19 protein-coding genes and 1 pseudogene are annotated in these 22369 nt (G+C 73.2%); 14 read left to right on the forward strand and 6 right to left on the reverse strand.

Going from position 1 to position 22369, the window contains the following annotated elements:
* Positions 1-13: 13 nt before the first annotated feature.
* Positions 14-661 (forward strand): TetR/AcrR family transcriptional regulator, encoded by a 648-nt coding sequence (locus ACZ4VA_RS21355; RefSeq protein ID WP_355783967.1) that lies wholly within the window; start codon positions 14-16, stop codon positions 659-661.
* Here the strand turns inward: ACZ4VA_RS21355 and ACZ4VA_RS21360 are convergent.
* Both ACZ4VA_RS21360 and ACZ4VA_RS21365 read right to left on the reverse strand, forming a co-directional pair.
* On the reverse strand, positions 658-1560 hold the full coding sequence (locus tag ACZ4VA_RS21360) for a MaoC family dehydratase (protein WP_356242386.1): 903 nt from the start codon (positions 1558-1560) through the stop codon (positions 658-660). The two genes, ACZ4VA_RS21355 and ACZ4VA_RS21360, sit on opposite strands and share 4 nt — an antisense overlap.
* Before the next feature lie 763 nt (positions 1561-2323).
* Positions 2324-3640 (reverse strand): 3-oxoacyl-ACP reductase, encoded by a 1317-nt coding sequence (locus tag ACZ4VA_RS21365; protein ID WP_389391130.1) that lies wholly within the window; start codon positions 3638-3640, stop codon positions 2324-2326.
* Positions 3641-3725: 85 nt separating this feature from the next.
* On the opposite strand from ACZ4VA_RS21365, the gene ACZ4VA_RS21370 reads away from it, so the two are divergent.
* Positions 3726-5033: an acetyl-CoA C-acetyltransferase gene (locus ACZ4VA_RS21370; RefSeq protein WP_468082370.1), complete on the forward strand. Its 1308-nt coding sequence runs from the start codon at positions 3726-3728 to the stop codon at positions 5031-5033.
* A gap of 221 nt (positions 5034-5254) precedes the next feature.
* Complete coding sequence (locus ACZ4VA_RS21375; RefSeq protein WP_356167044.1) at positions 5255-7150, forward strand: AMP-dependent synthetase/ligase; 1896 nt, start codon at positions 5255-5257, stop codon at positions 7148-7150.
* Between the two features lie 96 nt (positions 7151-7246).
* Here ACZ4VA_RS21375 and ACZ4VA_RS21380 read toward each other — a convergent pair whose 3' ends face one another.
* Positions 7247-7450, reverse strand: coding sequence for a cold-shock protein (locus ACZ4VA_RS21380; protein ID WP_010986243.1), 204 nt, complete (start codon positions 7448-7450; stop codon positions 7247-7249).
* Between the two features lie 355 nt (positions 7451-7805).
* Here ACZ4VA_RS21380 and ACZ4VA_RS21385 point away from each other — a divergent pair, with 355 nt between their 5' ends.
* From ACZ4VA_RS21385 to ACZ4VA_RS21420, 8 genes and pseudogenes are all read left to right on the forward strand, one after another.
* Entirely contained in the window at positions 7806-8654 is an 849-nt protein-coding gene (locus ACZ4VA_RS21385; protein WP_356242379.1) for a menaquinone biosynthetic enzyme MqnA/MqnD family protein, read from the forward strand.
* Between the two features lie 66 nt (positions 8655-8720).
* A complete protein-coding gene (locus ACZ4VA_RS21390) occupies positions 8721-10517 on the forward strand; it encodes a serine/threonine-protein kinase (RefSeq protein WP_468082371.1) in 1797 nt (598 codons plus the stop codon).
* 58 nt (positions 10518-10575) lie between these two features.
* Entirely contained in the window at positions 10576-11313 is a 738-nt protein-coding gene (locus ACZ4VA_RS21395; RefSeq protein ID WP_355785333.1) for an A24 family peptidase, read from the forward strand.
* Between the two features lie 71 nt (positions 11314-11384).
* Entirely contained in the window at positions 11385-12584 is a 1200-nt protein-coding gene (gene mqnC, locus ACZ4VA_RS21400) for a cyclic dehypoxanthinyl futalosine synthase (RefSeq protein ID WP_356167056.1), read from the forward strand.
* A gap of 7 nt (positions 12585-12591) precedes the next feature.
* Complete coding sequence (locus ACZ4VA_RS21405; protein WP_468082372.1) at positions 12592-13191, forward strand: imidazolonepropionase-like domain-containing protein; 600 nt, start codon at positions 12592-12594, stop codon at positions 13189-13191.
* A gap of 70 nt (positions 13192-13261) precedes the next feature.
* Positions 13262-13717: pseudogene (locus ACZ4VA_RS21410) on the forward strand (acyltransferase family protein); the annotation flags it as partial.
* A 72-nt stretch (positions 13718-13789) separates the two neighbouring features.
* Positions 13790-14485, forward strand: coding sequence for a demethylmenaquinone methyltransferase (locus ACZ4VA_RS21415; RefSeq protein ID WP_355785342.1), 696 nt, complete (start codon positions 13790-13792; stop codon positions 14483-14485).
* 145 nt (positions 14486-14630) lie between these two features.
* Positions 14631-17153, forward strand: a complete 2523-nt coding sequence (locus ACZ4VA_RS21420; RefSeq protein ID WP_468082373.1) for a zinc ribbon domain-containing protein — start codon at positions 14631-14633, stop codon at positions 17151-17153.
* Here ACZ4VA_RS21420 and ACZ4VA_RS21425 read toward each other — a convergent pair.
* Together ACZ4VA_RS21425 and ACZ4VA_RS21430 are read right to left on the reverse strand one after the other, a co-directional pair.
* On the reverse strand, positions 17146-17484 hold the full coding sequence (locus tag ACZ4VA_RS21425) for a PASTA domain-containing protein (RefSeq protein WP_356242372.1): 339 nt from the start codon (positions 17482-17484) through the stop codon (positions 17146-17148). The genes ACZ4VA_RS21420 and ACZ4VA_RS21425 overlap by 8 nt on opposite strands.
* A 104-nt stretch (positions 17485-17588) precedes the next feature.
* Positions 17589-18095, reverse strand: a complete 507-nt coding sequence (locus ACZ4VA_RS21430) for a GNAT family N-acetyltransferase (protein WP_355792547.1) — start codon at positions 18093-18095, stop codon at positions 17589-17591.
* A gap of 47 nt (positions 18096-18142) precedes the next feature.
* On the opposite strand from ACZ4VA_RS21430, the gene ACZ4VA_RS21435 reads away from it, so the two are divergent.
* Positions 18143-19477 (forward strand): geranylgeranyl reductase family protein, encoded by a 1335-nt coding sequence (locus ACZ4VA_RS21435; RefSeq protein WP_356167065.1) that lies wholly within the window; start codon positions 18143-18145, stop codon positions 19475-19477.
* Between the two features lie 123 nt (positions 19478-19600).
* Positions 19601-20161, forward strand: a complete 561-nt coding sequence (locus tag ACZ4VA_RS21440) for a hypothetical protein (RefSeq protein WP_388906563.1) — start codon at positions 19601-19603, stop codon at positions 20159-20161.
* A gap of 307 nt (positions 20162-20468) precedes the next feature.
* Here the strand turns inward: ACZ4VA_RS21440 and ACZ4VA_RS21445 are convergent, their stop codons facing one another.
* The gene (locus tag ACZ4VA_RS21445) at positions 20469-21296 is read right to left on the reverse strand and encodes a C40 family peptidase (RefSeq protein WP_121405424.1); all 828 of its coding nucleotides are present in this window, start codon (positions 21294-21296) and stop codon (positions 20469-20471) included.
* A gap of 713 nt (positions 21297-22009) precedes the next feature.
* Between ACZ4VA_RS21445 and ACZ4VA_RS21450 the strand changes: the two genes are divergently transcribed.
* A complete protein-coding gene (locus tag ACZ4VA_RS21450; protein WP_007383963.1) occupies positions 22010-22369 on the forward strand; it encodes an NADH-quinone oxidoreductase subunit A in 360 nt (119 codons plus the stop codon).

Raw genomic sequence — 22369 nt, forward strand, 5'->3', positions numbered from 1 at the left:
TACGCTTGCCCGTATGGGTGCTGTGAAGAACAAGCGGATGCCGCGTGCGGTGCGGGAGCAGCAGATGCTCGACGCCGCCGTACAGACCTTCGGGCAACGGGGGTACCGGGCCGCGTCGATGGACGAGATCGCCGATCTGGCGGGCGTGTCCAAGCCGTTGGTGTACCTGTACCTGAACTCCAAGGAAGACCTGTTCACGGCATGCATTCGGCGTGAGGCGAAGGCGCTGACCGCGGCGGTGCGGGCGGGGGTGCGGGCGGGGCTGCCCGCCGACCGCCAACTCTGGGAAGGGCTGCGGGCGTTCTTCGAGCACACCGCGCGCAACCCCGACGGGTGGGCGGTGTTGCACCGGCAGGCCCGTACGCACGGGGAGCCGTTCGCCGCCGAGGTCACCGCGATGCGGGAGGAACTCGTCGCGTTCGTCACCCAGTTGATCGTCATCGCGGCCCGTGAGGCGCACCGGGATCCCTCGCTCGCCGAGCGCGAGGTCGCCGGGCTCGCGGAGGCCCTCGTCGGTGCCGCCGAGTCGCTCGCCGCCTGGGCCAACGCGACGCCGGGCGTCTCGGCCAAGCAGGCGTCGGCGACCCTCATGAACTTCGCCTGGGCGGGGCTCGGAGAGCTGATGGCGGGGCGTCCCTGGTCGCCGCCGGCGGAGCACTAGCCGTCCGCCGGGAGGGCGCCGAGGTCGCGGGCCTCGCCCGTCAGGTGCAGGCGGTCGCCCTCGCCCCGGAGCGCGAAGGACGTCCCCTCGGACGTGTACGTCACCGTGCCCGGGAGCAGGACCGGGGCCTTGAACTCGGCGCGCACGTGCACCGGACCGTCGCTGGGGTGCTCCGCCAGACAGCGGGCGACCGTCCACATGCCGTGGGCGATGGCCCGGGGGAAGCCGAAGGGGCGGGCGGTGAGGGGGTGCAGGTGGATCGGGTTGCGGTCGCCGGAGACGGCGGCGTAGCGCCGGCCGGTGTCGGCTCCGACCCGCCAGGTCGCCATGACGGGCGGGCGCCCGGCCTCGGACGACGTGGGGTTCTGCTCCCTGGGCGCCGTCGGTGGTGGGGTGGGACCGGTCTGGCGGGGTGTGCGGTGGCGGGCCAGGTAGGTGCTGCGGGACTCCCACACGACGGTGCCGTCGGTGCCGGCCTTGGTCACGACGACCGCCTGCGTGCCCCGGTGATGGGGCGTCAACTCCTCCACGTACGTGGTGAGTTCGTACTCCGACGTGGTGCTGAGGGGCTGGTGCCGGGTGATCTCTATCGAGGTGTGCACCAGGCCGAGGAGCGGTAGCGGGAACGAGCGGGCCGCCATGAGCCGCATGGCGAGCGGGAAGCCCAGGACGTGCGGGTACGTCACCGGGAGGGCGTCGGCGCCGGTCACGAAACCGCACACGCGCTCGTAGGCCGCGAGCCGGGCCAGGTCGATGCGGACGCCGGGCAGGGTGAGGCGCGTCGGCGTGTGAACGACCCCGGGGCGGGGCCGCCGCTTCAACAGGGAGAGGGCGGCACCACGGGCGAGAAGGGGAGTGAGCGCGGGGGGCGCGTCGAGGACGGTGGTGCGGTTGTGCACGGGGGCTCCTGGCGTGGGTGCGGTGTGGTGGGCGTCGGGGCGCTGGCCGTCCGGTGGGTGGGTCGGGGCCGTGCCGGTACATCCGGCCGTCGGTAGTTGGTGTCGGCGTCCGTCACCAGCGTTCCTCGGTTGCGTACGTCCCCGTCTCGACGGCCATTTGATGTACCGGCACGGCCCCTTCGGTGCGATGGCGACTGCGGGCCGTGGGGGCTGAGCCGAGGGGGCGCCGGCCCGGTGGCTCGGGTGCGGGCCGGTGGGCGACGCCAACCTGGCGGACGGGCATGCGGCGTGGGGTGGCGCCCACCCACCCGGCTGGCGCCGGCGGACCGGCCTCCTCCAGAGGCCGCCAGGCGTGCGGCGTGGGGCGGCAGTCTGCCGCATGAGCTGCGGGCAATCGTGCCGCTGGGGCGATGGGGGTCCCCCCCGCTCGAGCGGAGCCGAGAATGGGGGAGGGTGGGCGCAGGCGGTGCCCCGTAGGCGCCGGGCTCGCCGACCCACCTCGACGTGGAGTGCAACGCTGGTGCTGATGCAGGAGAAGGGGAGTTGGCCCGCTCGGGCGGTGCGATGGGGTGCCGGGTTCGCCGACCCGCCCGCACGTCCACGGCGGCGCCGGGTGCTGATGCGGATGAGGGGAGTTGGCCTGTCCGGCGGTGCGGCGGGGGTGCCGGGTGCGTCGAACCGCCGCCGCGTCCACGGCGGCGCCGGGTGCCGGTGTGGGCGAGGGGAGCGGGCCGGCCTCTCCGGTGAGCCGGGCGCGTCAGCCCTACGCTCCTAGGAGGCTCTGGCCACACACCCGTAGCACCTGCCCGTTCACGGCCCCGGATGCCGGATGGGCGAAGTAGGCCGTGGTCTCGGCGACGTCGACCGGCAGGCCGCCCTGCCCGAGGGAGTTCATCCGGCGCCCCGCCTCCCGGATGAACAGCGGCACCGCGGCGGTCATGCGGGTCTCGACGAATCCGGGGGCGACCGCGTTGACCGTGATCCCGTGCTCGGCCAGGGCCCGCGGCGCCAGTGACCGGACGAGTCCGGCCACACCCGCCTTGGCGGCGGCGTAGTTCGTCTGCCCCGCGTTCCCGGCGAGCCCCGCGATGGACGCGGTGGCCACGATCCGCCCGCCCCGCCGCAGCGCCCCGGCGTCCAGCAGCGCGTCGGTCGTGCGCAGCACGCTCGCGAGGTTCACGTCGAGGACCGGACTCCACCGCTCGGCGGGCATGTTGACGAGCCGCCGGTCCCGGGTGATGCCCGCGTTGTGGACGAGGACGTCGAGCCCGCCGGGCAGCGCGTCCGCGATCCGGGCGCCCGCGTCGGCCGCGGTGATGTCGAGCGCGAGCGCGCTGCCGCCGAGCCGCTCGGCGACCGCCGTCAGCTCGGCGCCCGCCGAGGGCACGTCCAGGCACACCACCGTGGCCCCGTCCCGGGCCAGCGTCGCGGCGACCGCCTCACCGATGCCGCGCGCGGCTCCCGTGACGAGCGCGGTCCGCCCGGCGAGCGGCCGCGACCAGTCCTCGGGCGCCGTCACCTCGCCGCCGCCGACCTCGATCACCTGCCCGCTGACGTACGCCGACTTGGGGGAGAGGAGGAAGCGCAGCGTCGATTCGAGGGCGGCGGCGGTCGCGGTGCCGGTGACGCGCACCAGCGTGACCGTGCGGCCGCGTCCGATCTCCTTGCCCAGCGAGCGGACGAACCCCTCCAGCGCCTGCTGGGCCGCGGCCCGGTGATGGTCGGCGGGGTCGGGCGGCGTCCCGAGGACCACGACCCGCCCGCTCGCGGCGACCGAACCGACCACGGGGTGCAGCTCGGCGTGGACCTCGGCGAGTGCGTCGACGTCGGCGACCCCGGTGGCGTCGAGCAGCACGGCCGCCGGCCGGGCGGCCTCCGTGCGCACCTCCAGACCCGTGCGCGCCGGCACGTCCGCGAGGTCGAAGCCCGGTTTCCCCGCCGTCAGATGCAGCAACGGCCCCTCCAGCGTGGGCCTTTCGGCCGACCAGCGGTGCAGCGCGGCGGGCTGCGGCAGCCCGAGTCCGCGGGTCAGGAAGCGGCCCGGCGCGGTGCCGGCGAAGCGCAGATAGCGGTCGGCCATTGTCCAACTCCCGGCTAGGACGTTACTTTACTCCGGAGTAAGGTTACCGCTGGTAAGGCTACGGCAGGGTCAGGAGCAGGTCGAGATGAACCCCATCGGTCCGGCACGGGCGCCCCTCGGCGCGGCGGCCGCACGCCCCGTCGCGGTCGTCGGCGGCACCCGCATCCCCTTCGCCCGCTCCGACGGCCCGTACGCGACGGCCTCCGTCCAGGAGATGCTGACCGCCGCCGTCGACGGCCTCGTGGAGCGCTTCGGCCTCCAGGAGCCGGGCGCCGTCGGGGAGTTGGTCGCCGGCGCCGTCCTCAAGCACAGCCGCGACTTCAACCTCGCCCGCGAGACCGTGCTCGGCTCGCTGCTGGACGCCCGCACCCCCGCGTACGACATCCAGCAGGCCTGCGGCACCGGCCTCCAGGCGGTCGTCGCCGCCGCCAACAAGATCACCCTCGGCCAGACCGAGTCCGCCGTCGCGGGCGGCGCCGACACCGCGAGCGACGCGCCCCTCGGCGTCAACGACTCGCTGCGCCGCATCCTTCTCGAAGCGCGCCGCGCCAAGTCGCCCGGCGCGCGCCTGAAGGCCCTGGCCCGGATCCGGCCCTCGCACGTCGTCCCCGACATCCCCCGCAACGCCGAGCCGCGCACCGGCCTGTCCATGGGCGAGCACGCCGCCGTCACCGCCCGCGCCTGGGGCGTCCCGCGCGAGGCGCAGGACGAACTCGCGGCGACGAGCCACCGGCGGCTGGCGGCCGCGTACGACCGGGGCCTGCTCGACGGCCTGGTGGTCCCCTTCCGCGGGCTCACCCGGGACCAGAACCTGCGGCCGGGGTCCACGGTGGAGAAACTCGCCACGCTCAAGCCGGTGTTCGGCACCGGCGCCCCCGGCCCGACCATGACGGCGGGCAACTCGACGCCGCTCACGGACGGCGCGGCCGTCGTCCTGCTGGCGAGCCAGGAGTGGGCGGAGGCCCGGGACCTGGAGCCGCTCGCGTACCTGACGGCGTACGAGACCGCCGCGGTCGACTTCGTCGGCGGCGACGTCGCGGGCGGCGAGGACGGGCTGCTGATGGCACCGGCGTACGCGGTGCCGCGCATGCTGGAGCGGGCCGGACTCGGCATCGAGGACTTCGACTTCGTCGAGGTCCACGAGGCGTTCGCCTCCCAGGTCCTCGCCACGCTGGCCGCCTGGGAGAAGCGCGGACTCGCCCCCGTCGACCGCGCCCGCCTCAACGTCGCGGGCTCGTCCCTGGCCACCGGTCACCCCTTCGCCGCGACCGGCGCCCGCATCGTCGCCACCCTCGCCGCGCTCCTCGCCGAGCGGGGCACGCCGGGCCGCGGACTCATCTCCGTCTGCGCGGCCGGCGGCCAGGGGGTGACGGCGATCCTGGAGCGCCCCTGACGGACGCGGGCGCCCGACGCCGCGACGCCCGCGCCTACCGGCGGTAACAACTCGCACGCCGCCCGCCCCGGAGCCCCACAAGCCCCACACGCGGGCGCCGTACGATCCCCGTCTCACCCGGCGCGGCGGACGCCGCCCGGCTGAACTTCCCGACCCCCGGCGCCGTACGAGGGAGCGCGACCCTCGTCCCTTCCGGGTCCCCGCAGCCAAGGAGCCGCCCCGTGTCCAGCCTGTACGCGTCCCCGCCCCCGCCGGCGGAACCGGAGATCAAGCGGCTGGACGGCGTCGTGCGCGAGGTGTCCCTGCCGCCCCTCGTCGCACCGGTCACCCACGGCTCGCTCGCGGACATCCCCTTCGACAACGCGACGGCCGCTCCCGGGGACCCCGTCCTCAGCCGCAAGGACCAGGACGGCCGCTGGCACGACGTGAGCGCCGCCGAGTTCGCGGCCGAGGTGCTCGCGGTCGCCAAGGGCCTGATAGCCGAGGGCCTGATGCCGGGCGACCGCATCGCCATCATGTCGCGGACCACGTACGAGTGGACGCTCCTGGACTTCGCCGCCTGGGCGGCCGGCCTGGTCACTGTCCCCGTCTACCCGACCTCCTCCGTCTTCCAGACCCGCTGGATCCTCCAGGACTCGGGAGCCGTCGCCCTCGCCGCGGAGTCCGTCGCCCAGGCCGCCGCCCTCGGCCCCGAGCGCGACCGCATCCCGGACCTGCGGCACATGTGGGTCTTCGAGAAGGGCCACCTGGAGCGGCTCGCCGAGCTGGGCCGCGAGATCCCGGACCAGGAGGTCGCCGTACGCCGGGGCGTGCTCGGCCCCGACACCCTCGCCACCCTCATCTACACCTCGGGCACCACCGGCCGCCCCAAGGGCTGCGCCCTCACCCACGGCAACTTCTTCGCCGAGATCGACAACGCGATCGAACTGCTCTACCCGATCTTCAAGGCGCGGACCTCGGAAGCCGCCTCCACGCTGCTCTTCCTGCCGCTGTCGCACGTCTTCGGCAGGATGGTCGCCATCGCCTGTCTGCGCGCCCGGGTCAAACTGGGCCACGCCCCGAGCCTGCGCACCGACGATCTCCTCGCCGACCTGGCCGGCTTCCGGCCCACCTTCCTGCTGGCCATCCCCTACGTCCTGGAGAAGGTCTTCAACACCGGCCGCGCGACGGCCGAGAAGCTGGGCCGCGCCTCCTCCTTCGACCGCGCGGCCGGCATCGCGCGCCGCTACGGCGAGGCCCTGGAGGCCCGTCAGCACGGCACCGGCCCGGGCCCCGGCCGCAGCCTGCGGGCGGCCCGCGCCCTCTACGACCCGCTGGTCTACCGCCGGATCCGCAACGCCCTCGGCGGCCGGGTGCGCTACGCGATCTGTGGCGGCTCCCCGCTCGGCCGCCGCATGGCCGCCTTCTACGCCGGCGCCGGCATCGAGATCTACGAGGGCTACGGCCTCACCGAGACCACCGCCGCCGCCACCGTCACCCCGCCGGCCAAGCCCCGGCTGGGCACCGTCGGCCTGCCCCTGCCGGGCACCCGGGTGCGCGTCGCCGCCGACGGCGAGGTGCTGCTGAGCGGCGGACAGGTCTTCCGCGGCTACTGGGACCCGCACGCGGGCGGCGTCGTCGACGCGGCTCCGGACGGCTGGTTCGCCACGGGCGACCTCGGCGAGCTGGACGACGACGGCTATCTGACCATCACCGGCCGCAAGAAGGAGATCCTGATCACCGCCGGCGGGAAGAACGTGGCCCCGGCCCCGCTGGAGGACTGGCTCCGCGCCCACCCCCTGATCGCCCAGTGCATGGTCCTCGGCGACCGCCGCCCCTACATCACGGCCCTCATCACCCTGGACCCCGAGGGCATCACCCACTGGCGCCAGATGAACGGCAAGCACGGCGTGCCGCCGCAGCTCCTGCTGGACGACCCGGACCTGCACGCCGTCCTCCAGCGCGCCGTCGACGAGGCCAACAAGCTCGTCTCCCGCCCGGAGTCCATCCGCCGCTACGCCATCCTGCCCGGCGCCTTCACCGAGGAGGCCGGCCAGCTGACCCCGTCGATGAAGCTGCGCCGCGAGGTGATCCTGCGGGACTTCTCCCGCCAGGTGGAGGCGATGTACGAGCGGTGAGGGGAAAGGCAGGAGCCCCGCACCGGGCTGGTGCGGGGCTCCTTGGGTACTACTGATCGTTCCGGATCAAAGCACTGGGCTCTTGGAGCCGAAGGCTTAGAGCGGGGTGACGTTCTCCGCCTGAGGACCCTTCGGGCCCTGGGTGACGTCGAAGGAAACCGACTGGTTCTCTTCGAGAGAGCGGAAACCGCTCGCGTTGATGGCGGAGTAGTGGACGAAGACGTCCGGGCCGCCGCCTTCTTGGGCAATGAAGCCAAAGCCCTTTTCGGCGTTGAACCACTTCACGGTTCCGGTAGCCATAAGCCCTCCTTGGGCCCAAAGGGTTGCCCTGCTCCAGAACCTGCAAGGTGTAAACAACTGCGTGTTGACAACTGCATTCGTCTGAAAACGACGAGAGCCCGCGGTCACATGCTCCGCAGGCTCTGTACTGCAAGGGAAACCAAACTGCAACTTGCGGCGAGCCTAGCATGCGGGCAGCCGAAAGCAACAGAGGGAAAGATCACGTCACCCGGATGTCCGACCAGCCTCTGGCCGGGGTTGACGTAGCGGTGCCGACTCGCTGTCACGAGGGTTGACACAAGAGGTCGGGAGGGTTTCTCGAACCACTCGGGGACCCGGAACCTGCACCGTACCGCATGGGGGCTAGCCTCGCGTTGTGGACAATTCTCGCACCCGGCCGCGCGTCGGCCACATCCAGTTCCTGAACTGCCTGCCCCTGTACTGGGGGCTCGCGAGAACGGGCACGCTCCTCGACTTCGAGCTCACGAAGGACACCCCGGAGAAGCTCAGCGAGAAGCTGGTGCAGGGAGATCTCGACATCGGGCCGATCACGCTCGTCGAGTTCCTCAAGCACGCCGACGACCTGGTCGCCTTCCCCGACATCGCGGTCGGCTGCGACGGCCCGGTGATGTCGTGCGTGATCGTCTCGCAGGTCCCGCTGGACCGGCTGGACGGCGCCCGGGTCGCCCTCGGCTCGACCTCGCGCACCTCCGTGCGCCTGGCCCAGCTGCTGCTGGCGGAGAAGGTCGGGGTCCAGCCCTCGTACTACACGTGCCCGCCGGATCTCAGCCTGATGATGCAGGAGGCCGACGCCGCCGTCCTCATCGGCGACGCGGCGCTGCGGGCCAACCTCCTGGACGGCCCGAAGTTCGGCCTGGAGGTGCACGACCTGGGCGCGCTGTGGAAGGAGTGGACGGGCCTGCCGTTCGTCTTCGCGGTGTGGGCGGCCCGGCGCGACTACCTGGAGCGCGAGCCCGTCGTCACCCGCAAGGTCCACGAGGCCTTCCTCGCCTCCCGGGACCTCTCGCTCGACGAGGTCGCCAAGGTCGCCGAGCAGGCGGCCCGCTGGGAGGCCTTCGACGAGCGGGTCCTGGAGCGGTACTTCACGACGCTCGACTTCCGCTTCGGCGGCCCGCAGCTGGAGGCCGTCACGGAGTTCGCCCGCCGCGTCGGGCCCACGACCGGGTTCCCGGCCGACGTCGAGGTGCGGCTGCTGAAGCCCTGAGGCTCCCGGCCCCGGCGGCACTACCCTGCTGGGGGAACGCACGCGTACGGGGGAGAGGTGGGCGCGATGCAGCCGCTGGAATCCGGCGAACCCACCGTCGTGGGGCCCTACCGGCTGCTCGGCCGGCTCGGCTCCGGCGGTATGGGCCGGGTCTATCTGGGACGCAGCGCGGGCGGGCGCACGGTCGCGGTCAAGATGGTGCACCCGCACTTCGCGCTGGACGAGGAGTTCCGGGCCCGCTTCCGGCGCGAGGTGGACGCCGCGCGCCGGGTCGGCGGCGCCTGGACGGCCCCCGTGCTGGACGCCGACCCGCAGGCCCCGGTGCCCTGGGTCGCCACCGGATACGCGGCGGGCCCCTCGCTGGCGGGCGCGGTCGCGGACGGCGGAGCGCTGCCCGAGCACTCCGTACGGGTGCTCGGCGCGGGCCTCGGCGAGGCGCTCGCGGCGGTGCACGCGCTCGGGCTGGTCCACCGCGACGTCAAGCCGTCCAACGTCCTGCTGACCCTGGACGGCCCGCTGCTGATCGACTTCGGCATCGCCCGGGCCACGGACGGCACGGCCTCCCTGACCTCGACGGGCGTGTCGATCGGCTCGCCCGGCTACATGGCGCCCGAGCAGATCCTCGGCAGGGGCGTCGCCGCCGCCGCGGACGTCTTCTCCCTGGGCGCGGTGCTGGCGTACGCGGCGACGGGCCGGTCCCCCTTCCCCGGCGACTCCTCCGCCTCGCTCCTCTACAAGGTGGTGCACGAGGAGCCCGAACTCGGCGAACTGGCGGGCGAGCTGCGGGAGCTGGTGTCCCGCTGCCTGGCGAAGGACCCCGGCGCCCGGCCCGCCCCGGAGGAGGTCGCCCGGCGGCTGGCCCCGCAGGGCGCGGCCCGGCTGGTCGCGGCGGGCTGGCTGCCGGGGCCGCTGGTGGAGCAGGTCAGCCGCAGCGCCGTACAACTGCTGAACCTGGAGGCGGGCGAGGCGGCGCCCTCGGGGCCGGTCGGGTTCACCAGTCCCTCGGTGGCCGGGACGCCGGGGCCGCTGTCCGCGGGCGCCGGGTCCGCCCGGGAGGCCGTGCCGGCCGAGGGGGCCCTCGCGGCGGGAGGCTCCGGCGGGCGGTCCGGGCCGCCGACGGGGGTGTTCGGGCCGCCGCCCGCGATGCCGTCCGCGTCCCTGCCGGTGCCGCGCGTCCCCGACGGTCCGCCGCGTTCCTCCCCGGGGACCGAGGGCGCTGTGGGGCCCGCGGACTCCGTACCGCCCCGCGAGGACGCCGGACCGGACGAGGGCGGACGGCCCGGCAGGCTCTCCGTGAGCGTGGCCGCGACCTCCGCGCCCGGGGCGAACGGGCGCGGCAGGAGGCTGAGTTGCACGGTCGCACTCGCGGTCGTCGGTGCGCTGGCCGCGGTGACGGTGGGGTCGGTGTCCCTCTTCCGCCTCATCCAGGGCGAGGACTCGGGCGGCAACGACACGGCGGGCGGGCGCCCGTCGGTCTCGGCGAGCACCCCCGAGCCCGGCAGTGACGCGTCCGGCATCCCGGCGTCCTACCTCGGCACCTGGGAGGGGGACGCCCTCGCGCTCGACGGCGCCCTTCCCGCCGGCACGATCCGCGTCACCGTGCGCCAGGCCGCGCCCGGAAAGGAGTTCGGCACGTTCCGGCAGACCGACCAGCTCGGCGGGGTCTGCGACGACGTCCTCGTGCTGAAGAAGGTCACCGCCAAGCAGCTCGTCGCCACCAGCGTGGCCGAGAAGTCCAACGGCTCGCAGTGCACGACGGGCCGGCACGAGGTGCGGCTCACCCCGACCGGCGGCGATCTCGCCTACGAGACGGACAACCAGGCGGCCGGCAACCCGACCGCGAAGATGTCCCGGGTCAAGTAGCGGGCCCGGGGCCGCTGTCGGGGTTCATCCGCGCGGCCCGCCCTCGTAGGGTGGGCGCGTGGATCTCGTCGTGTGGCTCACCGCGCTCGCCGCCGGATGGGGCGCGGCCGTCGGGCTGCTGGTGCCGCGGGCGGCGTACCGCTTCGCCGTCGCGCCGGACGAGCCGTGGCGGGACCGCTGCCCCGACGGCCACGCGATCACCGGTGTCGCGGGCGGCTGGCTCGGCCCGGCGCGCTGCCCGGACGGCGACCGGTACGGGCCCGCGACCGCCGCCGTCTGCCTGGCCACCGCCCTCGTCTGCGCCGCCCTGGCGCTCGCCACCGGGACGCGGCCCGAACTGTTCGCCTGGCTGCTGCTCGCGCCGCTCGCGGTGCTGCTCGCCCTCGTCGACTTCCGGGTGCAGCGGCTGCCCGACGCGCTCACCCTGCCGCTCGCGGCCGCCGCGCTCGCCCTGCTCGGGGTGGCCGCGCTGGCGCCGGAGCACGCGGGGGACTGGCCGACCGCGCTCCTCGGTTCGCTCGCCCTCGGCGGCGCCTACTTCGTCCTGTTCCTCATCAGCCCCCGGGGGATGGGCTTCGGGGACGTGAAGCTGGCCCTCGGACTCGGCGCCGTCCTCGGCTGGTACGGGTGGAGCGTGCTGTTCCTCGGGACCTTCGCCGGGTTCCTGTTCGGGGGTCTCTACGGGCTGGCGCTCGTCGTGGCGCGGCGCGCCGGACGCCGGACGTCGATCCCCTTCGGCCCGTTCCTGCTCGCGGGAGCCTTCGCGGGCCTGCTGGTCGGGGCGTACGCGGCCTGACGTCGGGGCGCCCGAAGCGCTGGCGTAGGCTGGTTCGGTCCGTCCACACCCTTACGAAAGGGACACACCCGGTGACCGAGAAGGCCGACCTCCAGTCCGTCCTCGACCGTGCCGCCGAGGGTGGGCGGATCACCCCCGAAGAGGCGCTCGACCTCTACCGCGACGCCCCGCTGCACGCGCTGGGCGCCGCCGCCGACGCCGTACGCCGCCGCCGGTACGCCGGCACCGAGCACATCGCGACGTACATCATCGAGCGCAACATCAACTACACGAACGTGTGCGTCACGGCGTGCAAGTTCTGCGCGTTCTACGCGGCCCCCAAGGACACCGCCAAGGGCTGGACGCGCGACCTCGACGACATCCTGCGCCGCTGCGCGGAGACGGTCGAACTCGGCGGCACGCAGATCATGTTCCAGGGCGGCCACCACCCGGACTACGGCGTCGAGTACTACGAGAAGCACTTCGCCGCGATCAAGCAGGCGTACCCGCAGCTCGTCATCCACAGCCTGGGGGCCAGCGAGGTCGAGCACATGGCCCGCATCTCCGGTGTCTCCGTGGAGGAGGCGATCCAGCGCATCCACGCCGCCGGGCTCGACTCCTTCGCCGGTGCCGGCGCCGAGCTGCTGCCCGCGCGGCCCCGCAAGGCGATCGCCCCGCTGAAGGAGAGCGGCGAGCGCTGGCTGGAGATCATGGAGATCGCGCACGGGCTGGGAGTGGAGTCGACGTCCACCATGCTGATGGGCACCGGCGAGACGAACGCCGAGCGCATCGAGCACCTGCGGATGATCCGGGACGTGCAGGACCGCACCGGCGGCTTCCGCGCCTTCATCCCGTACACCTACCAGCCCGAGAACAACCACCTCAAGGGCCGGACGCAGGCCACGCTCTTCGAGTACCTGCGCATGATCGCCATCGCCCGGCTGTTCCTCGACAACGTCGCCCACATCCAGGGCTCGTGGCTGACCACCGGCAAGGAGGTCGGCCAGCTGTCGCTGCACTACGGCGCGGACGACCTCGGCTCGATCATGCTGGAGGAGAACGTGGTCTCCTCGGCCGGCGCCAAGCACCGCTCCAACCGCATGGAGATCATCGACCTGATCCGCAAGGCGGGCCGGGTCCCGGCGCAGCGGACCACGACGTACGAGCACATCGTCGTGCACGACGACCCGGCGGACGACCCGGTCGACGAGCGCGTGGTCTCGCACATCTCGTCCACCGCGATCGAGGGCGGCACGGCTCACCCCGAGCTGAAGCTGCTGGCCTCCAACTAGGCCCCTGGTGCTGACACTTCACGTAGCCGAGCATTCGCCCGAGGCGGCGGTCCTGGTCGACGGGGCAGTCGTCGCCGCCGTCGGCCCGTACGAGGAGCTGGCCGCCGCCCACCCGGACGCGAAGGTGCGGCGGTGGCCCGGCATCCTGACGCCGGGACTGCTCAACCCGTACGGCCCGGAGCTCCTGGAAGCCATGTACCACCCGGACCCGCGCGAGGCCGACGGCTTCGGCACCGAGCCCATCGGCGGGGAGCGGGCCCGGCGGATCTTCCGCGCCGATCCCGCACGCGTCGGCGCGAGCGCGCGGCGCGGGATCCAACGCCTGCTGGCGCACGGCATGGTGGCGGTGGCCGGGGAGCTGCGGTCGCGGGCCGTGGCCGACGCGGTGCGCAGGGTGGGCCTCGCGGTGGGACGGCGGCCGGACCGGCTCCCGGGTCCGCCGGCACTGTCCCCGAGCCCGCTGATCGTGCTGCCGGCGCTGGTGCCCGGCGGTCCCGCGCGATTCGCCGTGTTCGACGTCGCGGACCGCGCCGAACTGGTCCGGCGTGGTGCGGGGACCTGCGTGGCGACCGTGATCGGCGGGCGGCTGGTGTACCGGAGCCGCTGATCACGGCACCCGGCACCCGGCGCCCGCTCAGCCCGCGAACGCCTTGGCGAAAGGGCGTCCTCCGGCGGGGCTCAGGCCCGCCGCGGTGATCGTGCCGGCGGCCGCCGCCCCGGCCTACGGGGGCTGGTTCGCGCTCGCGCACCGGGCGGGTTCGGCACGTACGACCTGGACGACATCCCGCTCGCGCAGGCGTTCTGGTCCGCCGGGTTCGTGACGCTGCTCCTGTACTGCACGGCGTACCGCGGTGTGGACCTCGCGTGGCTCGCCCGCCGCGAGCGGCTCGACCGGATCGTCACGGTCTTCAACGCGCGGGCGGTGACGATCTGCCTCTGGCACGAGATCGCGCTGGTGCTCGCGGTCCCGCTGGTCGACCGGTTCTGGCAGGTGCCGGCCTTCGAGGCGTACCTGCCGCTGGAGCCAGTGGTTCCTGTTCGCCGTCGGCTGGGTGCTGACCGGGATCGCCCTTCCGCTCGCCGGGTGGGTCGAGGACGTCGCGGCGCGCAGGAGACCGCGGCTGCCGCCCTGAGCGGTGGCCGATCGACCGGCGTACGGGCCGGGCGCCTGGGACGCGCCCGGCCCGTACTGCCACAATGGGCCCGTGACCCGCGCATCCCTGGACAAGCAGCCGCACGAAGTCGCCTCGATGTTCGACGACGTGGCGGAACGGTACGACCTGACGAACGACGTGCTGTCACTCGGTCAGGCCCGGCTCTGGCGGAAAGAGGTCGCGAAGGCGGTCGACGCCCGGCCCGCCCAGAAGGTCCTGGACCTGGCGGCCGGCACCGCCACCTCCTCCCTCCCCTTCGCCCGCACCGGCGCCTACGTGGTGCCCTGCGACTTCTCGCTCGGCATGCTCCAGGTCGGCAAGCGGCGCAACCCCTGGCTGCCGCTGACGGCGGGCGACGCGACGAAGCTGCCCTTCCGGGACGACACCTTCGACGCGGTGACGATCTCCTTCGGGCTGCGCAACGTGCAGGACACGGACGCCGCCCTGAGCGAGCTGTACCGGGTGACCAAGCCCGGCGGGCGGGTCGTGATCTGCGAGTTCTCGCACCCGACCTGGGCGCCCTTCCGGACCGTCTACACCGAGTACCTGATGCGCGCGCTGCCGCCGGTCGCCCGCTCGGTGTCCTCGAACCCGGACGCGTACGTCTACCTGGCCGAGTCCATCCGCGCCTGGCCCGACCAGCCGGCCCTGGCCCAGCGCCTGCAGAAGGCGGGCTGGTCGAAGGTGGCCTGGCGGAACCTGACGGGCGGGGTCGTGGCGCTGCACCGGGGTTACAAGCAGGGCTGAGCGCGGCCGACGGTCCGACGCGGCGTCAATTCACCCGTACGAGGGGGGCGTTGTCGGGAACCGGTCAATGGGAAACTCGTGTCCGTTCATAACGCCTGACTTCGTCCGGTCACGGCACGAGTTCTCTGAATGACGGAGCGTTCCCATGGCGTCGTACTGCCCGCACTGCGGTGCACCCGCTCCCGAGGAGGCGCGCTTCTGCATGAAGTGCGGCCGTGAGCGGCCGGCGGTACCCGCCGCGGATCCGCCGCCCGGGCCGCCGGCCGCCGCGCCCGCTCCCGGGGCGTTCGCCGCGCCCGGTGCTCCGCCCCTCCCGGGAGCCGTGCCGCCCGGACCGCCGCCACCCCCGCACCCGCCCGCGCCCGCCGGGCCGTCGCCCGTCGGCGCCTTCCTCGGCCGCGCGCTGCGGGGCGACTGGGCGGGGGCCGCGCAGGCCGCGCTGTGGCCGGTCGGACTGCTGCTCGTCGCGGCCGTGGCCCTGGCGATCCCCTCCTACGGGCAGGGCGACGACGTCGTCGTCGGGTTCGGCGACCGGATGCGGATCGCCCTGGCCGTGCTGCTCCAGGCGCTCGGCGGCGGATTCGAGGTGAAGGAGGCCACCGACTCGGTCTTCGGCACCGACGGCGGCAGCGGCCTCGGCTCCGAACTCGGCGGCGGGGCGGAGCTGTCGCTGATCCCGCTGACCGTCACCGCGCTGTGGCTCGCCGCGTACGCGGTCGGCGTGCGGATGCTGCGCACGCGACTCGCCGTGCGCACGGAGCGCGGCGTCACCGCCGGACTGGAGGCGGCCCTGCGGGTGGCGCTCCTGGTGACCGGCGCCGTGCTCGTGCTCGGGCTGTTCGCGCAGCCGACCGTGGCCGACGAGGTCGAGATCTCGACGTCGCCGTGGCTCGCCACGCTCGGCGCCCTGCTGCTCGGCCTCGCCGTCGGCGCCGGGATGCTGCACCGCGACGGCCTCGCCCAGTGGCTCGCCGTCCGGCCGGGGGCGCGGGCGTTCGTCCGCGCGACCGGCACGGCCCTGCGGGCGCTCGCCGTCGTCCTGGTCCTGTGCTCCCTCGTCGTCCTCGTCCGGCTGGCGCAGGCCGACGACCTCGGTGAGGGGTCCGAGCTCGACGGCTCCGGCGTCTCCCCGTTCCTGATCGCGCTGCTCCTGCTGCCCAACCTCGCGGTGCTGGTCCTCGGCCTGTCCTGGGGCGCGCCCGTCGAGGTGGAGGCCCGCGGCAGCACACCGTACGGCGGCGGGCACGAGCACCGCGCCTTCGGTCTCTCGGACCTCGGTGACGCCGTCAACTCCTGGGCCGTAGTGGGCGCGCTGGCCCTCGGCCTGGTCTGCGCGCTGACCCTGGGGGTCCTGGCCGCGCGGCGCTCCGGCGACCGGCGCGAGCAACTGCTGTCGGCCGGTGTCCTCCTCGGGCTGTTCCTGCTGCTGGCCGGGACCGGGGGCCTGGGCGTGGAGGCCGCGGGCGGTCTGTCCGACAGCTCGGACCAGGGCTCGGGCTTCGGCTCCGGCGACGCGCTCGCGGGCGGCTTCGGCATCGGGGTGAGCGTCCCGGACGCGCTGCTCTTCGGGCTGCTCTGGATCTTCGGGGCGGCCCTCCTGGCGCCGTACCTCCTGCGGATGACCGGGACGCGGACGGCCCCGGCCGTGCCGCCGCCACCCCCGCCGCTCGTCGGCCCCACCGGCCCCACAGGCCCCGCCGGATTCGAGGCTCCCGCCTCCGCTCCCGCCTCCGCTCCCGGCGACCCGCACACCGTACGGCTCGGCCACCAGACCCCGCCCGACCCGGCCCCGCACGACCGGACCCAGGCGGACCAGGCTCCGCACGACCAGGGCCCGCCCGCCCCGCCGGTCCCCTTCGTCCCCGCCATCCCGGCGCTCCCCGCGGCCCCGGCGCTCCCCGCGCTCCCCGTCGCGCCGGCGGGCCCCGCCGCCTACGACCCGTCCACCCTCTCCACGGCACCCGTCACCCCGAAGCCGCGGAGCAGGGCACTCGTCTGGGTGGTCACCCTCGTCGTGGCGTTCGTCGTCGGGGGAGGCGCCGCGGCCGGCGTGCTCGTGTGGCAGGACATGGAGTCGGAAGGCACCTCGGACAAGGGGAGCACGAAGGTGACGCCCACGCCCGCGAACGAGAGCGCCCCCGCCCCATCCGCGGAGACCGGCGACTCGCCCAAGCCGTCCCCGCCGGACGAGACCACGGAGGGGCCCGCGGCGGCCTCCGGACTCCCCGACGGCTACCACCGGCTGACCGACCCGATGGGCTTCTCCTTCGGCGTCCCCGAGGTGTGGGGCCGCGAGGGCGTCAAGAACGGCACGCAGGTGACGTACGCGGGATCGACCGGGTCCTCCCACCTCCAGGTCGGGGTGATCGCGAACGCGGGCTACACCTCGTACGACAACTTCGTGACCCTGGAGAAGACCGCCAAGCGCAAGGACACCGACTACCGGCGCGTCAAGCTGGAGCGGAACACCTTCCAGGGGCGCGCGGGAGCGATCTGGGAGTACACGTACACGGACGAGTCCGGCCGGACCGTCCACGCGAAGGACCAGGGCTACGTCGCCGACAACGGCACCGAGTACGCGATCATGATCGTCGGCCCCGGCGAGCTGTGGGACAGCGACCTCTCGGAGACCTTCCGGGTCGCCCTGGAGTCCTGGCGACTCACCTGAGCAGCTCGAACGGGTCGCCCGGTTCGTCCAGTTCGCGGCGCAGGCCGCCGGGTGGCGGACCGGGCGTGCGCGGCTCGCGCACGCCCGAGCCCCCGCCGCCCTCGCCGTCGGTGAACTCGCACCACACGGTGACCGCGGCGCCGCGCGGGATCTCGGAACCCGGCGGAGGGTACTGGCGTACGACGTAGTCGACGACGGCGAGGTGGAAGTCCGGCCGGTCGGGCGCGACGAGCACGATGCCCTGCGTCTCGGCGGTCTCGCGCGCGTCCACGGCCATCAGGCCGACCAGCCGCGGTACGCGCACCTCGGGTGTCCTGGGTGTCAAGCGCACGGACGTCACCCCCCAGCGGTACCGGAAGGGTAAGCCCGGCCCCGGCGCCGGGGAAAGGCGTCGGAGGCGGCGGCGCCCGGCCGGGACGGGCACCGCCGGAGCCGTCAGAGGGCCAGCCGGTAGCAGTGGCCCTCCTGTTGCGAGGCCGGGGTCGTGAACCGCTCGGCCAGCTCCATGCCGAGGCGTCTGGTCACCGAGATGGACCGCTCGTTGCGGGCGTGGACCATGGCCACGACACTCGGTACGCCCGCCGAGCGCACCCGCTCCAGCGTCGTGCGGGCGGCGGCGGTGACGTATCCCCGGCCCCAGAACCGGCGCCCGAGCCGCCAGCCGATCTCGACCTCGCCCCGCGGGCCCCACTCGTGCGGCCAGGGCTGGGCGCCGGTGAAGCCGAGCACCTCGCCGTCGGCGCCGGTCATCGTCCACAGGCAGAAGCCGCGCTCGGCGTCGTGCCGGCGCTGCCGCGCGGTCAGCTCCTCGTACACGGACAGTTCGGCCGGCGCGCCCCCGTGGAACTCCATCACCTCCGGGTCGGCGAAGAGCCGGTGCCAGGCGAAGGCGTCCTCGTCGGTGGGCACACGAAGCTGTACTACGGGGAGAGCTCGGTTCACGGGGCAGCCCTTCAGCCGGGTGATCAGTACCGCTGCATAGACTGCCCATGTCCAGTGCCCGTCAGCACGCACATTCCGAACCTTGGGGAGAACCCGCCGTGACCGAGCCCCTCTCCGAAAACACCGCCGATGTGATCGTCGTCGGTGCCGGGCCAGCCGGTTCCGCGACCGCGTACCACCTGGCGAAGGCCGGACTCGACGTCCTGCTGCTCGAGAAGACCGCCTTCCCGCGGGAGAAGGTGTGCGGCGACGGCCTCACCCCGCGCGCCACCAAGCAGCTCGTCGCGATGGGCATCGACATCTCGGAAGAGGCCGGCTGGCTGCGGAACAAGGGCCTGCGCATCATCGGTGGCGGCGTCCGGCTCCAGCTGGACTGGCCGGATCTCGCCTCCTTCCCCGACTACGGACTCGTCCGCAAGCGCGACGACTTCGACGAGCAGCTGGCCCGGCAGGCGCAGAAGGCGGGCGCCCGGCTGTACGAGCGCTGCAACGTCGGCGCCCCGATCCTGGACGACCGCACCGGCCGCATCACGGGCGTCAACGCCAAGCTCGGCGAGGAGAAGCGCGAGGTCACCTTCCACGCGCCGCTCGTCGTGGCGGCCGACGGCAACTCGACCCGGCTGTCGCTGGCGATGGGCCTGCACCGCCGCGAGGACCGTCCGATGGGCGTCGCGGTGCGCACGTACTTCACCAGCCCCCGGCACGAGGACGACTACCTGGAGTCCTGGCTGGAACTGTGGGACCGCCGGGGCGCCGAGGACCGGCTGCTGCCCGGCTACGGCTGGATCTTCGGGATGGGCGACGGCACGTCGAACGTCGGCCTGGGTGTGCTGAACACCTCCGACTCCTTCAAGGAGCTGGACTGGCGCGAGGTCCTCAAGGCGTGGTGCGCCTCGATGCCGGAGGACTGGGGCTACACCCCGGAGAACATGACCGGCCCGATCCGCGGCGCCGCGCTCCCCATGGCCTTCAACCGCCAGCCCCACTACACCAAGGGCCTGCTGCTCGTCGGCGACGCGGGCGGCCTGGTGAACCCGTTCAACGGCGAGGGCATCGCGTACGCCATGGAGTCCGGCCAGATCGCCGCGGACGTCATCGTCCAGGCGCACGCCCGCTCGACGCCGGGCCAGCGCGAACTGGCGCTCCAGCGCTACCCGCGCGTCCTGAAGGACACCTACGGCGGCTACTACACGCTCGGCCGCGCCTTCGTGAAGCTCATCGGCAACCCGAAGGTCATGAAGATCGCGACGCAGCGAGGGCTGAGCCACCCGATGCTGATGAAGTTCACGCTGAAGATGCTCGCGAACCTCACCGACCCGACGGGCGGCGACGCGATGGACCGCATCATCAACGGCCTGTCGAAGGTCGCACCGAAGGCGTGACCATGCGAGGTGGTCGGGACCCGCTTCGCCGATGCGGCGGGTCCCCGTCCACGGAGTGACGGCTGTCGCTCCCGCCAAGTCCGTGGTCGGCAGGTTCGACGCGATCATTTTGGGGGCGTCTCGATGAGGTGGACTCCAGGAGTCGTCGTGCTCGCGGCCGGGGCTCTGCTCCTGGCCGGATGTGGCTCGTCGGACGGCTCCACCGGGCGGGAGAAGTCGATGATGGACATGCAAGAGGCGGCAGACCGTGCCGACGCCGTCCTCGACGGAACGTTCCAGGTCATCAAGCCGCCGGTGCACTGGACGCACGGAGAGTCGACCGAGGGCGAGTGCGACGTTCAACGGCGCCGTACCGTCATGACGATCATTTCCGAGGAGCGCAGAGGGAGCTTCCTCGGAGTGATCGAGCGGCACTGGAAGAGCGAGGGCTACAAGCGGCTCGCCGTGAACAACTCGAAGACTCCGGCCGTGTACTACAGGACGCCGGACGGGTTCGACGTGCGGGTGCTTGTCGGCGCCGACGGGCAAGCCTCCTTCGAGGTTGCGACGCCGTGCGTGAAGACGTCCGAGGTCTCCCCGCCCAAGGCCGAGACGGTCGGCCCCGACTATGCGGGGAAGGAAATTCCTGCCCCCGACGTCTGGTCGGGTTTCTGGTCCGCGCAGAGTCCTGCTTCGGCGAAGTAACCCCGCAGACCCGGCATTCGGTCCTTACCCGTGCGTGCGCGGCCGGCGATCGGCTCGGCGTCCGGCTCCCGGTCGGGCGGGATGCGGAACGGGCGGAGTCAGCCCCCCGACGGCACGGACCGCCCGCCGGCCCCAGGGGGCGGTGTCCGCCCGGTAGGGCGGTCTCGTCCCCTTTCCGGCTCTCGGAGGGCGCTGAGCGGCCGCTGAGGGGCGTCTGTGGCCCCCGGGGCGGGTGGGGCGGGTGTGTCGGGAGCGCGCGAAGGCCACCTTCCCGCCCGGAAGGTGGCCTTCGGTGAAACGCTCTCGGCTACAGCACCCGCACCGCGCCGGTGGCCGGATAGCCCGAAAGATCCTGGATCACCACGCCCTTGGAGGGGTTGGCGGCGTCCAGGTACTGGCCGTTGCCGATGTAGACGCCGACGTGGTACGCCGATCCGGCCGAGCCCCAGTACAGGATGTCCCCCACCTGCACGTTGGAGAGCGACACGGGGGTGCCGGCGGTGGACTGGGCCTCCGAGACGCGCGGCAGGTCGACGCCGACCTGCTTGAACGCGGCCTGGACGAGCCCGGAGCAGTCCCAGGCGTTGGGGCCGGTGCCGCCCATGACGTAGGCGTCACCGACCTGTGCCTTCAGGAAGGCGATGACGGTGGCGACGCTGCCGCTGGCGGCGACGGGGACGTCGGCGTCCGCCGAGGCCGCGAGGGTGGTGCGCTGGGACGACCGCGAGGCGGCCTGGGTGGCGGCGGCCTTGCGCTCGGCCTCGGCCTTCTTCCGGGCCTCCGCCTTCTTCTTGGCGTCGGCGAGGTCGGCCTTGGCCTGCTTCGCGGCCTTGGCCGCGGCCGCGTCGCGCTCCGCCTGCAGCTCGTAGTTGGCCGCCGCCTGCTGGGTGGCGTCCGCGGACTGGGCGACCTGAGTGGACAGGTCGGCCGTCAGGGTCGGCAGTTCGATGGTCTGCGTCACGGGCTCGGCGGCGCTCGCCGCACCGGACGCCCCGGCCACTGCCAGGGTGCTGAGAACGCCACCGGCAACTCCGGCGCGCATCGCGAGACTCGACGCGTTGCGGCGGGGCTTCCGGTGGCTGCGTATGTGAGCGGTGTGGGACATGGGTACAAGCGGTACCAGGGGCTCCTCCATACCTTCAAGAAACGTGTGGTGCGCCACAGTTGTTCAACGGACGGCCGAAAAGCGGGCGCTGCGCCCCTCATTGACGCCGTAACGGGCATTGCGGACAGAGTCGATCACGCCTGTGATCATGGGCTTTCGGAATTACGCCCGAATTGCCCCGCGCCTACCACTGGTTGAGGCCAGTGGCCAAGCCCCGTTTATCCGGAGCCGACGCCGGTGTGACGCACGTCACGGAACGGCGGCCCCGGCCGACGCGTCCCGCGCGAAAACGCGACCGCCCTCCGCTCGTGAACGGGCGCACGTGTCCACATCCGTCCACACCGGTCCCCCTGATGTGTGAACGGGCCCCTCTATCAAGGGATCTGGTCCAGCGCCAATTTGCCTGCGCTCGCGGTGGCTTGATAATGCGCCAGGGCTCCGACCAGCGGCGACGAGCGAAAATGTCACCTCTTGGTGATCACTTGACTGCTTCGCGTACGAAGATCACCGCTCATCCGACTTCATGATCCTTCGACTGGTGGTGGAGATCACAAAGTCCTTCCCCACCCCCGTGTCGCAGATCACAGACCGGCAGGCATAAGATGCGGGGCAGTTGGGCTTGTGACCTGCTTCACATGTACGCGATCTTCGTCGGGACGCACGGGGCTCGTGGGACGGGTGGGGCGGTGACTCGTCCGGCACAACCGCCAGCAGTCAGTGCCGACTGAGAGGAGCGAGGAGCGGTGAACGCGTATGCGCCCATCCTCGTACTGGGAGCCCTCGGGGCAGGCTTTGCGATCTTCTCCGTGGTCATGGCCACGCTGATCGGTCCGAAGCGGTACAACCGGGCCAAGCTCGAGGCCTACGAGTGCGGCATCGAGCCGACCCCCACGCCGGCCGGCGGCGGGCGTTTCCCCATCAAGTACTACCTGACGGCGATGCTCTTCATCGTCTTCGACATCGAGATCGTCTTCCTCTACCCCTGGGCCGTCACCTTCGACGCCCTGGGTGTTTTCGGGCTCGTGGAGATGCTGCTCTTCGTGCTCACCGTCTTTGTCGCGTACGCGTACGTATGGCGGCGCGGCGGCTTGGAATGGGACTGA

The organism is Streptomyces sp. NPDC028308, assembly GCF_055565855.1.

What these genes read in the sequence shown, in the direction of transcription:
- ACZ4VA_RS21445 (WP_121405424.1), bottom strand. Translation starts at nt 21,296, where the DNA reads ATGGAGGAGCCCCTGGTACCGCTTGTACCCATGTCCCACACCGCTCAC.
- ACZ4VA_RS21390 (WP_468082371.1), top strand. Translation starts at nt 8,721, where the DNA reads ATGCAGCCGCTGGAATCCGGCGAACCCACCGTCGTGGGGCCCTACCGG.
- ACZ4VA_RS21420 (WP_468082373.1), top strand. Translation starts at nt 14,631, where the DNA reads ATGGCGTCGTACTGCCCGCACTGCGGTGCACCCGCTCCCGAGGAGGCG.
- ACZ4VA_RS21365 (WP_389391130.1), bottom strand. Translation starts at nt 3,640, where the DNA reads ATGGCCGACCGCTATCTGCGCTTCGCCGGCACCGCGCCGGGCCGCTTC.
- ACZ4VA_RS21380 (WP_010986243.1), bottom strand. Translation starts at nt 7,450, where the DNA reads ATGGCTACCGGAACCGTGAAGTGGTTCAACGCCGAAAAGGGCTTTGGC.
- ACZ4VA_RS21440 (WP_388906563.1), top strand. Translation starts at nt 19,601, where the DNA reads ATGAGGTGGACTCCAGGAGTCGTCGTGCTCGCGGCCGGGGCTCTGCTC.
- ACZ4VA_RS21355 (WP_355783967.1), top strand. Translation starts at nt 14, where the DNA reads ATGGGTGCTGTGAAGAACAAGCGGATGCCGCGTGCGGTGCGGGAGCAG.
- ACZ4VA_RS21435 (WP_356167065.1), top strand. Translation starts at nt 18,143, where the DNA reads ATGTCCAGTGCCCGTCAGCACGCACATTCCGAACCTTGGGGAGAACCC.
- ACZ4VA_RS21370 (WP_468082370.1), top strand. Translation starts at nt 3,726, where the DNA reads ATGAACCCCATCGGTCCGGCACGGGCGCCCCTCGGCGCGGCGGCCGCA.